General features: G+C 63.1%; 12 protein-coding genes and 2 pseudogenes. 4 read left to right on the top strand and 10 right to left on the bottom strand.

The features are described from left to right. The coding region (locus B5D62_RS32680; RefSeq protein ID WP_139374215.1) for an IS3 family transposase at positions 1-188 on the top strand (188 nt) is incomplete at its 5' end. 169 nt (positions 189-357) lie between these two features. Beyond that, positions 358-501, top strand: coding sequence for a hypothetical protein (locus B5D62_RS33630; RefSeq protein ID WP_170921268.1), 144 nt, complete (start codon positions 358-360; stop codon positions 499-501). A 21-nt stretch (positions 502-522) separates the two neighbouring features. Here the strand turns inward: B5D62_RS33630 and B5D62_RS32675 are convergent, their stop codons facing one another. Further along, complete coding sequence (locus B5D62_RS32675; protein WP_085938291.1) at positions 523-885, bottom strand: hypothetical protein; 363 nt, start codon at positions 883-885, stop codon at positions 523-525. Between the two features lie 417 nt (positions 886-1,302). Here B5D62_RS32675 and B5D62_RS32670 point away from each other — a divergent pair, with 417 nt between their 5' ends. Next, positions 1,303-2,169, top strand: coding sequence for a transglutaminase family protein (locus B5D62_RS32670; RefSeq protein ID WP_085938290.1), 867 nt, complete (start codon positions 1,303-1,305; stop codon positions 2,167-2,169). Positions 2,170-2,185: 16 nt separating this feature from the next. Here B5D62_RS32670 and B5D62_RS32665 read toward each other — a convergent pair whose 3' ends face one another. The 9 genes and pseudogenes from B5D62_RS32665 to B5D62_RS34150 form a co-directional block, all read right to left on the bottom strand. Beyond that, positions 2,186-2,845, bottom strand: coding sequence for an exopolysaccharide biosynthesis protein (locus tag B5D62_RS32665; protein WP_218191416.1), 660 nt, complete (start codon positions 2,843-2,845; stop codon positions 2,186-2,188). A 452-nt stretch (positions 2,846-3,297) separates the two neighbouring features. Then, entirely contained in the window at positions 3,298-3,762 is a 465-nt protein-coding gene (locus B5D62_RS32660) for a hypothetical protein (protein ID WP_085938288.1), read from the bottom strand. Between the two features lie 63 nt (positions 3,763-3,825). Continuing rightward, the gene (groL, locus tag B5D62_RS32655; protein WP_085938287.1) at positions 3,826-5,454 is read right to left on the bottom strand and encodes a chaperonin GroEL; all 1,629 of its coding nucleotides are present in this window, start codon (positions 5,452-5,454) and stop codon (positions 3,826-3,828) included. 44 nt (positions 5,455-5,498) lie between these two features. Further along, the gene (locus tag B5D62_RS32650; RefSeq protein WP_085938286.1) at positions 5,499-5,813 is read right to left on the bottom strand and encodes a co-chaperone GroES; all 315 of its coding nucleotides are present in this window, start codon (positions 5,811-5,813) and stop codon (positions 5,499-5,501) included. Positions 5,814-5,974: 161 nt separating this feature from the next. After that, positions 5,975-6,238, bottom strand: a complete 264-nt coding sequence (locus B5D62_RS32645; RefSeq protein WP_085938285.1) for a hypothetical protein — start codon at positions 6,236-6,238, stop codon at positions 5,975-5,977. Between the two features lie 192 nt (positions 6,239-6,430). Beyond that, entirely contained in the window at positions 6,431-6,655 is a 225-nt protein-coding gene (locus B5D62_RS32640) for a CsbD family protein (RefSeq protein WP_085938284.1), read from the bottom strand. Positions 6,656-7,015: 360 nt separating this feature from the next. Further along, positions 7,016-8,785, bottom strand: coding sequence for a cation:proton antiporter domain-containing protein (locus B5D62_RS32635; RefSeq protein WP_085938283.1), 1,770 nt, complete (start codon positions 8,783-8,785; stop codon positions 7,016-7,018). Positions 8,786-9,508: 723 nt separating this feature from the next. After that, positions 9,509-9,646 carry a hypothetical protein gene (locus tag B5D62_RS33625; protein WP_170921266.1) on the bottom strand — a complete coding sequence of 46 codons (138 nt, stop codon included), beginning with the start codon at positions 9,644-9,646 and terminating at the stop codon, positions 9,509-9,511. A gap of 426 nt (positions 9,647-10,072) precedes the next feature. Beyond that, a pseudogene (locus B5D62_RS34150) lies at positions 10,073-10,216 on the bottom strand (IS1 family transposase); the annotation flags it as partial. Positions 10,217-10,391: 175 nt separating this feature from the next. Between B5D62_RS34150 and B5D62_RS32625 the strand changes: the two are divergent. Beyond that, a pseudogene (locus B5D62_RS32625) lies at positions 10,392-10,754 on the top strand (helix-turn-helix domain-containing protein); the annotation flags it as partial.

Genomic DNA, 10,754 nt, shown 5'->3' with positions numbered 1-10,754 from the left:
CCGCCATGGAGAGCTTCTTCTCGTCACTGAAGACCGAACGCACAGCACGCAAAACCTATCGCACCAGGAATGAGGCCAGGGCAGATGTGTTCGACTATATCGAGCGCTTCTACAACGCCGCCAGACGTCACTCCACGATCGGGTATCTCAGCCCGCTTGAGTTCGAGCGGAAGGTGGGATTAGCTTAACAAGCCGTCCACCAAACCGGCAGCAGCTCACTTCCTCCCAGTTTGCCGCTGGCGCGGCCACCAAGTGCGCTTCGAGCTCGTCCCGGCGACGACGCAGAACGTCTTCGTTGACTTCTACCTCGGCACGTAGACGGCGCAAATCGGTCGCCTTCTGGGCGTGCATTCCCCGATGTTGGTCGAGGTCTATCGTCCTGTCCGTCATAATTTCAGTGCCTCCATGTTGCTCGGCGATGACCCGATCGACAGGCCCCACGAGGCGTCGGTCACTCTCGTGAAGGTGCTGGACACCATGGCGCCGGCGATCGTGAGGTGAGTGGGCCCATCCAGGGCAGCGTCAGCTTTTGGGAACCAGCGGAGTCGCCAGCATCTCTCCACAGGCGCGCGCCACGTCGGAATCGGTCGTCTTGCTGCCGGGCATGAGCGCAAACCCGCTCTTTTCGACGATCGCGCCACGCTCCCATGAACTCGACTTGGCGAGCGCCGCAACCTGCGCCGCGCCGTCGGCCTGGGCGCGGAACCGTTCGGCGCAGATCGGGGCCAGTGCCGTGACGACGGCGTCGCGGGCTGAGGCAGCCGCCTGCTGGCGGGCACTGCCACCGGTCACCCAGCCGCCCCAGGTGAAGCCGACGATCGCACAGACCACGGCGCCGCCGACGGCGCCCCATAGAATGGGCTTTGTGTTGGCTGGAACTTGCATGGCAGATCCTTTCACGGCCGGCGTGCGGCCGTCACGTCGGCGTCCGCAGGATTGCGTAGCCGACGATCAACAGGACGAGAAAAAGCGGAAACAGAACGGGCGGGACGAGCCAGTCGCGCATTGGTGCACCTCGCGAATTGGGGCGGGAGTGCACGGACCTCTCAGCCATCGCAAGCCGACGCTTGGTGGGCGATGATACAAGATGCATACACGGTACAGGTGGGCGCGTCCAATGGCGAGCTATTGGAACTCGGGAGGGACTGCCAGCCCGGACGTGACTCAGGCAGACCGTCCGTTCATGGTCCTCAAGTCACGAGGTCCCGGCCCGGCCGGTGGCGAAGCTGCACGAGTTCGCAGTCGGATCGGCAGGCGCCCGACTCCGCAGCCCGGGCCCCGAGTCGCCGCCGGGAGTCCTCAATGACCGTGCTCAGCATCCGTCACAAGACGACCTATCGCTATCGCGAGCTGGTGCAGCTGGGGCCGCACCGCTTGATGCTGCGGCCACGCGAAGGCCGCGACCTGCGTCTGCTCTCCTCCCAGCTCGACGTGTTGCCTGAGGCAACGCTGTCATGGACCAACGACGTATTCAGCAACGCTGTCGCCACGGCGAATTTCTCCGATCTGACCGAGCAGCTGACGATCGAAAGCCTGGCCGTCGTCGAGCTCGCCGCCGGGCCGTGGCCGGTGTTCGATATCGCGGCCTCGGCCGTCCGCTATCCGTTCGACTATTCCGACGAGGAGAGGACCGATCTCGGCGCGCTGGCGCAGCCGCATTATCCCGATCCGCCGGCCAGGCTGGCTGACTGGGCGCGCGGCTTCGTGCGCAGCCAGGGAACCGGTACGCTGGCGCTTCTGAAGGACCTGGCTGCTGGCGTCGCCGCAGCGATCTCCTATCAAAGTCGCGACCAAGAGGGCACCCAATCTCCGGTGCAGACGCTCGACCGCGGTTGGGGGTCGTGCCGCGATATCGCCGTGCTATTCGCCGAGGCGGCACGCACCTTGGGCTTCGGAGCGCGCCTGATCTCGGGCTACCTGTACAATCCCGATCGCCCGCTCACTGCCGCCACCTCCGAGGGAAGCTCGACCCATGCCTGGGCGGAGATTTTCCTGCCGGGCGCAGGCTGGATCACCTTTGATCCGACCAACCGCGCGGTCGGCGGCCATAATCTAATTCCCGTCGCGGTCGGCCGCATCATCGACCAGGTGATGCCGATGACCGGGACGTTTATCGGCACAAGCGATGCCTACCAGGGCATGTCGGTCGAGGTTCAGGTGACGTCCTAACGCGAGTGTGAGCGTGCTAGCCTGGTGCCGCGGGGTCGATCCAGTCGATGGTTTCTACCGTGCCCCACAGCGTCGCCCCGGTGGCCGCAAGCGAGACGAGCGCGGCAACCAGGGCGACCACGAGCGCGACCCCATCCTCTTCCAGGTAGGCCAATGCCAGCAGCATGATGACCAGCGCCGGAAGGATGTGGCCGAAAGGCACAGGGGAGATCAACGAGAGGCCCAACAGGAGCATCACGGCGCCTGTCAGCCGTTTGGTGGTCTCGAAGGGAGTGCGCCAGCGTGGGCGCACCAGCCGTTCGACCCACTCGAGCCGAGGTGCAACGATGCCAATGATCCGCGCCAGCCTCTCGACGCCGATTTTCTTGCGCACAATCAGGCGCGGCAGAGCGGCGACGTCGTGACCGAGCATCATCTGGACCGCGGGCCAGGCAATCAGCACGCCCATGACGGTGGAGGCGCCGGGAATGAACGCGATAACGGCCATCATAAAGAGGGTCAGGCCGAACGAACGCTCGCCGAGCTGCTGCATCAGCCAGCCGACCGAGACGCGTGGCTGCTCGGCCCGGTTCAGGATCCTCGCGAGGTGAACCGACGTCGGGAGAAAGACTGGTGATTCGGCGCGATCCTGGGCCACGGCTCTGAAGCAAGCACTTTGCTCGGTCTGCGGAGCCATAGTTCTAGAGCCTGATACGGGCAACGCAAGCGCGGCCGTCCTCATGCCGGAAGACGTTGGCTATGACAGATCCCTGACGGACGTATGTTCACTCGGAAGACGGCTGCAATTCGACATCAAGGACCCGAGAACGCTCCATCGCTATCTGCTCGTCGCCATCGGCACTCCACTCATGCCCGATGCCATTCCTTGCCAGCAGCACAGGGTTCGGAAGCGGATCGGCGTTAGCGAGGAGGATCATTTGCCGCGCGGCGGGATACTGGCTGAATCGCCATTCGCCGCGAGGTCGGCCGCCAATTTTTCGGCGGCATGGAAGGCCAGCTGCGGTGAAGGGAAGAAACGATCTATCTTTCTAAATAGCACCGAGACGGCTAATGGCGGGACGGCGTCTACTTTTCCTCTTCGTCTTTCGTAAATTTCGACGTTGCTGGGGACAAGTGACTGACCGGCCTCTAACCCTGTGTCGACATGCCGGCCTCGTGGCCAAATGCGAAATTGTTGTTGCTGATGAGATGCAGGGTGAAAAAGAGCAGGGCGGCGGCAAGCACGCCCCAGGCCAGCGCTGTCGCAATCGTCAACTTCGTTCTCTTGTTGTCGACATATTCGCCTTGCACTAGGGGAATGGCCTGCGGGACTTGCCCCGGCAGCCAGTTTACCAGACGCGCGGCGATGGCCTCCGATTCCGATGCCTTCCAGTCTCCTTCGGGAAGCATCGCAATCGTCACGGCGAAGACCCGAGCCGCTGTCTCTCGGGGCAGGCCCGCCAATCGGGCGGCTTCCTGCCACGGGTCGAAGCCCAGCCGCGTCAATGCGGAAAGGACCGTGAGCGGCCCCCCGCCCTGTTCCTCACCGACGGCGGCGAACAGAAACGCGTTATACGGAGAGTGACCGAGTGAGTATTCTGGACGCAAGGTCATGAGGCCTCCTGTTCCACCTGTCGTCGCGGGCGTGGGATACTGGTCTGCCCGCGAGCGACGGACTTAGAAGCCCAGATCGCCACCGCTAGGCATTGCCTGTGGCGCGTTCTTGGACGGCACTTCCGCCACCATGGCCTCGGTCGTGATCAGCAATCCGGCCACCGACACCGCACCCTGAAGCGCTGCGCGGACGACCTTCGTCGGATCGATGACGCCGGCCTTGATCATGTTGACGTACTCGGCCTTCTGGGCGTCGAAGCCGAAATTGTTGTCCTTCTGGTCGAGCATCCGGCCGGCGACCACGGCGCCGTCGAAGCCGGCGTTCTCGGCGATCTGTCGGACCGGCGCCTGTAGGGCGCGGCGCACGATCTCGACGCCCACCTGCTGGTCATGATTGGTGCCCTTCTTGCCCTCCAGCACGCGGGTCGCATAGAGCAGGGCGGCCCCACCGCCTGCGACAACGCCTTCCTCGACCGCGGCCTTGGTGGCATGCATGGCGTCCTCGACCCTGTCCTTCTTCTCCTTGACTTCGATCTCGGTGGCGCCGCCCACCTTGATGATGGCCACGCCGCCGGCCAGCTTGGCCAGCCTTTCCTGCAGCTTTTCGCGGTCGTAGTCGGAGCTCGTCTCCTCGATCTGCGCCTTCAGCTGGCCGACCCGGTTCTCGATGTCCTTCTTCTTGCCCGCGCCGTCGATGACGGTGGTGTTTTCCTTGTCGATGCGCACCTTCTTGGCCGTGCCCAGCATGTCTAGCGTTACATTCTCGAGCTTGATGCCGAGATCCTCGCTGATCTCCCGGCCGGCGGTCAGGATTGCGATGTCCTCGAGCATGGCCTTGCGGCGGTCGCCGAAGCCCGGCGCCTTGACGGCCGCGACCTTGAGCCCTCCGCGCAGCTTGTTGACGACCAGCGTGGCCAGCGCCTCGCCTTCGACGTCCTCGGCCACGATCAGCAGCGGCCGACCCGACTGGGCAACCGCCTCGAGCAGGGGCAGCAGCGCCTGCAGGCCCGACAGCTTCTTCTCGTGGATGAGGATGTAGGGATTCTCGAGCTCGCAGATCATCTTCTCGGCGTTGGTGATGAAATACGGTGAGAGGTAGCCGCGGTCGAACTGCATGCCTTCGACGACATCCAGCTCGGTCTCGAAGCTCTTGGCCTCCTCGACCGTGATCACGCCCTCGTTGCCAACCTTGTCCATCGCCTTGGCGATCATGTCGCCGATAGCCCGGTCGCCGTTGGCGGACACCGTGCCGACCTGGGCGATCTCCGCGCTGGTCGAGACCTTCTTGGAGCGGCTCTTGAGCTCTTCCATCACCCATTCGGCAGCGAGGTCGATGCCGCGCTTGAGGTCCATCGGATTCATGCCGGCGGCCACCGACTTGGCCCCTTCGCGCACGATCGCCTGGGCGAGCACGGTCGCCGTGGTCGTGCCATCGCCGGCGCTCTCAGACGTCCGGGTCGCCACCTCTCGCACAAGCTGAGCGCCCATGTTCTCGAACTTGTCGGAAAGCTCGACCTCCTTGGCGACGGTGACGCCGTCTTTGGTAATGCGCGGTGCGCCGTAGGATTTGTCGATCAGGACGTTCCGGCCCTTCGGGCCGAGCGTGACCTTCACCGAGTCGGCCAGGAGATCGACGCCCCGCATCATGCGGGTGCGGGCATCTCCGCCGAATCGTACTTCTTTTGCTGCCATAATTCTTATTCCTTGTTGTTTGAGCTTTGAGTCTTGAACGGGCCTTACGCCGCCTTCTTGGCGACGGCCGGACTGTCGATGATGCCCATGATGTCCGATTCGCTCATGATCAGGAGATCTTTGCCATCGAGCTTGATCTCGGACCCGGACCACTTGCCGAACAGGATGCGGTCGCCTGGCTTGACGTCGAGCGGCACCACTGCGCCCTTCTCGCCGCGGACTCCAGGACCGACGGCAACGATCTCGCCCTCCATCGGCTTTTCCTGCGCGGCGTCGGGAATGATGATCCCACCCGTCGTCTTGCCCTCGGGGGCGACGCGGCGAATGAGCACGCGATCGTGCAGAGGCCTGAATTTCATGGCATTTCACTCCAAATTTTCGGGTGTTGGGAGGCGAGCGCTAGGAACTCGCGATGCAACAGCTGGTAGAGAGATGGTGATGCTTGACCTGCGCACAAGCGACGTCTGCTCGAAATGACCCAAACGCGACGACTTTTCGGCCGTCACGGGCAGAATAGGTCCTAGTCCCGTTCGTCCGCCTCCACGAGGGCGGCCCATTCCACGGGATCGATAGCCACGACCTGATGCTTGCCGCCTGTCGCCGAGAGGGCGGGCAGATGCAGCAGCGTCGCCGTGCGGCGCCAAGCCAGGAAGGACAGGCCGGGAATCTGCTCTTCCTCGATGACAAGTCGATAGGTTCCGGCGGGCTGCGTCGTCTCCAGGGCAGCAAGAACGATGGGATGCCGGAACGTGGTCGCGATCTCACTGCTGCGCATGTGGGTCATTATGGGCTCCATCTCCAGACAGGGCAGGTAGCGCCGAGGCTTAGCCTGCCACAGATGAGTCCTTGGGCCAGGGTATGCTCAACGTTACGGCGCTTCTCGCCAGACTTTTATCGTTCTCCTCGCCGTCGCCGTCGTCCTTCGTGTGGCCGTCAGCTCATCGCCCCGTCCGGTTTTTTATCGCGCCGGTCTCCCTCAGGGAGTGAGGTTGCGTCCGTCCATCAGGATGTGGACCTCGCGCTGGGCAGCCTCCTTCTTGATGTTGTACTTCTTCACGATCTCGCCGATGAGTTGATCGTTGGTGGTGATGTTGGTCAGGTCCCGCTTGGAGAATTTAGTCCACTTGCGGGCGACCTCATTGAGAACATCCTCCCGGTCCGGATTGGTTGTGGACGAATGGCTGCTTGTGCCCGTTGTCATGTTTTTCTCCTTGTCCTCAGGAGGCCGGTGTCGTGCGTCGAACGATCGTCGTCCGAAGGGCCTTTCCGGCAAATGGTGCCGATGCGCCCCATTGTGAGGGGCAGGGTCAGTTCTATTTCTCGCCGGTCCCGGCCGAAAGCACTGGACATCGCTGCAGACAGCGCGACTCAAACGTCGGCCCCACACGACCGGCGAGCTGATTGAGCTCGACCCGCATTGATGGGCCGCCGCGGAGGTCTCCGAGCGAACATGTATTGACCCTTTCCGCGTGAGGTAGCGACTTAGTCCCTGGCCCGGGCAGGGAATCCTGAGCCCAATACGCAGCCTTCCCATGAGCTCAGCGGCTTCCCCCGCTGCCCCTCAGTGGCGCCGGAACCGCCGGCTTCGTGCACCCGAAGAACCGAGGCTGTTCAACTTATCTCGGAACTCGGCTCGCCGCAGACGTATGGACGCAACCACCGACTCCATCGGAATGCCAATTCTGACGAGCAAGGCCTCCGACAATTGCAGCGACGCCTCTATGGTCTCGGCAACGGCATCGGCAACCCCCAGTTCGTACAGTCGCTGGGCTTGTTGTGCGTCATGCGCACGCGCCACGATGTTCAGATCGGGACGGATCGCGCGTGCCGTGGTGACCACTTCTTCTGTCGCCTGTGGAGAGTCCATGGTCACGACGAGAGCCAGGGCGGTGTCGAGACCGAACCGTTGCAGCAGGTCGGATTTCGCCGCGTCACCAAAGAAGACATCATGGCCTTCCCGTCTCGCGGTCTCGGTGAGCTTCGGTATGCGCTCGATAGCGGTCCAGGCAACCCCGTGCCGGGTCAGCAGCTCGGCGACAAGCTTGCCGACCCGACCGTATCCCACGACAAGAACCTTCGGCCGGTCAGCGGCCTGCGCGTCGGGCACAGCGTGGCGCGTGCTCCGGGAAACTGAGCGGCCGATCGCGGCTGCGATCACTGCCAGAGCGGGAATGCAAAACATGGAGAGGGTGGAAGACACGAGGATCGTTTGCACCAATTGACGGTCGAGCAAGCCCTCTCTTCCGGCAGAATGTAGAATGACAAAGGCAAACTCGCCGCTCGCGGCCAGGAGCAAGGCGGTCTCAGCCGCGGCTGTTGCCCCGAGGCCGAACAACGTGCCCAGACCGAAGATGACGCCGCCGTTCAGCACGATGAGACTTACCAGCAAACCGATGATCAGGGCCGGCCGCGCGGCAAGGAGCGACAGGTCCAGCCCGATTCCGATCGACACGAAGAACAGCCCCAAGAGCAATCCCTTGAACGGCTCGACTGTCTTCTCGATCTCCTTGCGGTATTCGGTCTCGGCCAGGAGCAGGCCCGCGATGAAGGCGCCCAACGCCATGGACAACCCTGTCACGGCGGCAACGAGTCCGGCCCCGAGCACGACCAGCAGCGACGCCGCCATGAACAGCTCTTCGCTATCGGCCTTGGCGACTGACCTCATCATTGGGCGCAGGACCAGGCGGCCGACCACCACGAGGCCAAGCAGGCCCAACGCTGCGGGCACAAAAGCCAGCAGGAGCCCTGGCGAGAAGGTCGAGGCTGGATGATGTCCGAGTATCGCGATGCTCACCAGGATGGGCGCCACAGCGAGATCCTGCAGGAGCAGCACCGAGAATGTTGCGCGCCCGGATTGTGAGAACTGACGTTTTTGTTCGGCCAACAGCGGCATCACGATAGCCGTGGACGACAAAGCCAGAGCCGAGCCGAGCAATATCGCGGCTGAAGGATCCTGGCCCAGCAGAATCGCCACGCCAGCGATGGCGGCCGTGCACACGAGGACCTGCACGCCGCCGAAGCCGAAGACAAGACGGCGCATTGTCCAGAGGCGTTCCCACGACAGTTCGAGCCCGATGGCAAAGAGGAGGAAGACGACGCCGAACTCCGCAAGCTGGGCCATTTGGATGGAACTCTTGATCGTGACGTAGCGTAGCCACGGGAAGTCACCCTGAAGGGTTCCCAGGCCGAAAGGGCCGAGGATCACGCCGGCGCTAAGAAAGCCCAAAATGGGACTGAGCTTCCATCGGCGGAGGATCGGCACAACGATACCCGCCGTAGCGAGGAAGAGGACGATGTCGGTGTAATTGCCCGTAGCGCCTTCACCTGCCATTCAGGGCTCCTCTGCACGCGCCACAAACAGCAGCGGAATCGGGTCGCTGCCGTGCTTGGCGATCTTTCGACACTCTGCCGTCGAATCCCTGGCCGGACAGGTTGCCCGGATCATGTTTACCTGTCCTGGATCGTTGGGCGCCGCTCGATACAAGACCCCGCACGCAACGCCATCTCGGCTGCCTGGGTGGCTGGAAGTATCGTGCTCACCCGGTTTGACGGTGGGTCCCTCGAGGAACGGCACCCGCTCGTTGTGGGCCGCAGTATCCCTCGTCGTTTCCACGTGGTGCGCCGCGACTAGGGCGAGCCATGCTCCGGTCGTCGGAGAGGAGTGTACGCACGCCCTGACCCGTGGGCGCCGTCCACCGTACTGGAAGCCGCCCTCGACGAACTGCCGGGCCGCTACCTACAGGATGTGCTCGCGCGCTAGTGTCGATTGCGCAAACATCGAGGACATGACTGGCCCGAGACGACGAGGTGCGCCGACAGGTTGTCGAACATCTTCCGGAAGCCGATCCCCGGAAGCGAGGCTGTCTGTCCGGTCACGGCCCAAGCCGTCGCCCGGCGCAGCATCCATGGGAACTGCCAATCGCCCCGTGCCCAACGGTGCCGGCGCACTGCCCGCCACGTTGTAGCGGACAGAAAATCCGTTGATGACCTCGATGTCCGATACGGTTATGCGAGGACCACGACACTCACGTGGTCCTCGTTACACTGGGCTAGGCTATTTGCTCTTGCCTAAGAGCGGCTTGGCCAAGTTGGCATTGGCCGAGCCGAACGGCGAGGTCGAGACGACAACCTTCGGCTTCTGCTGCTTGGGCTTCTTGGGCTCACGGTTGCTGCGTCGGTGCTTCTGGGGCATCGGGACTCCTTCGGGCAGACGAACGGGCGCGAGGGTTCCGCGACCCGCAGCCACCCTAGGCTCTTTTCCCTTGGCGGTACGATTAATCTCGCAATACGTCATCGGGCGCAAAGGCGTCAGCGTGTGGCCGCTTGGCAAGCGGCACGGCACCGATATCGACGGGCTGCGGGCGCGGTAGTGGGTCAGTTTGACGGGAGCGATCTTGGACAGAGTCGACAAGCCCTCACAAAGGGCGCACGAACGTATCGGACCTTGGTGTCCTGGTGCCCGTCAATGCAGGGCTTCATCCGCAGAGCAAACATAGCGGCATTTTGTAAGCTTCTGGCGACGACCACAGATCCAGACCAGCGCCGGATATTGAAAAGACTGTTGGCCGAGGAAAAGGCGAAAGCGCCTCCTCCCAAGGAAACGCGGGACGTCAACGACTAACGTTGCGTCGCTCGCCGGGGTGACGCGCAAGGTCTGGTGAATGCGCACGTAGTTGTCATGCATGAAGTAGATTGCCAACGCGAAGAAGTGGTTATCGATCTTCTTCGAGAAGGCATTGGTCAGGCGGGTAAAGCGGCGGATGCCCAGGCACACCGGCAAAGACGCGGCCAAGACCGCTCCCGTCAAACTGACCCACTGCCGCGGGCGCGCTCAGGTAGGTGCTTTAGAGCGGTTCCTGTTTTGACGGAATCGAAAGGGATTCCGAGGAGGAAAGATTTGTGATTCAAGATGCTGGCTGGATAGGAGGCCAGTATCGATGAGCCGACCTCTGTCGAACGATCTGCGAGAACGGGTTGTGCGGGCAGTTTCAGGAGGGGAGAGCTGCCGCGCGGTGGCGGCGCGGTTCGGTGTTGCGGTGTCCTCGGTGGTGAAGTGGTCGCAGCGCTGGCGGTCGACCGGCTCTGTGGCGCCCGGGAAGATGGGGGGACATCGCAAGCGGACGCTGGAGCCGCATCGCGCCTTCATCGAGGAGAGGATCAGACAGACGCCGCACCTGACGCTGCACAAGCTGAAGGACGAGTTGGCGGCACGCGGCGTGATCGTCTCGCACAATGCGGTCTGGATGTTCCTGCGGCGCGAAGGGCTGCGGTTCAAAAAAAACGCTGTTCGCCCTTGAGCA

It is taken from the genome of Enhydrobacter aerosaccus (assembly GCF_900167455.1).
Classification (GTDB): domain Bacteria; phylum Pseudomonadota; class Alphaproteobacteria; order Reyranellales; family Reyranellaceae; genus Reyranella; species Reyranella aerosaccus.
The sequence above is the reverse complement of the archived record's forward strand: the minus strand, read 5'-3'. Positions and strand labels throughout refer to the sequence as shown.

Excerpts from the sequence above, each read along its gene's own strand:
- B5D62_RS33630 (WP_170921268.1), top strand. The coding sequence starts at position 358 with ATGTTGGTCGAGGTCTATCGTCCTGTCCGTCATAATTTCAGTGCCTCC.
- B5D62_RS32675 (WP_085938291.1), bottom strand. The coding sequence starts at position 885 with ATGCAAGTTCCAGCCAACACAAAGCCCATTCTATGGGGCGCCGTCGGC.
- B5D62_RS32670 (WP_085938290.1), top strand. The coding sequence starts at position 1,303 with ATGACCGTGCTCAGCATCCGTCACAAGACGACCTATCGCTATCGCGAG.
- B5D62_RS32665 (WP_218191416.1), bottom strand. The coding sequence starts at position 2,845 with ATGGCTCCGCAGACCGAGCAAAGTGCTTGCTTCAGAGCCGTGGCCCAG.
- B5D62_RS32660 (WP_085938288.1), bottom strand. The coding sequence starts at position 3,762 with ATGACCTTGCGTCCAGAATACTCACTCGGTCACTCTCCGTATAACGCG.
- groL (WP_085938287.1), bottom strand. The coding sequence starts at position 5,454 with ATGGCAGCAAAAGAAGTACGATTCGGCGGAGATGCCCGCACCCGCATG.
- B5D62_RS32650 (WP_085938286.1), bottom strand. The coding sequence starts at position 5,813 with ATGAAATTCAGGCCTCTGCACGATCGCGTGCTCATTCGCCGCGTCGCC.
- B5D62_RS32645 (WP_085938285.1), bottom strand. The coding sequence starts at position 6,238 with ATGACCCACATGCGCAGCAGTGAGATCGCGACCACGTTCCGGCATCCC.
- B5D62_RS32640 (WP_085938284.1), bottom strand. The coding sequence starts at position 6,655 with ATGACAACGGGCACAAGCAGCCATTCGTCCACAACCAATCCGGACCGG.
- B5D62_RS32635 (WP_085938283.1), bottom strand. The coding sequence starts at position 8,785 with ATGGCAGGTGAAGGCGCTACGGGCAATTACACCGACATCGTCCTCTTC.
- B5D62_RS33625 (WP_170921266.1), bottom strand. The coding sequence starts at position 9,646 with ATGCCCCAGAAGCACCGACGCAGCAACCGTGAGCCCAAGAAGCCCAAG.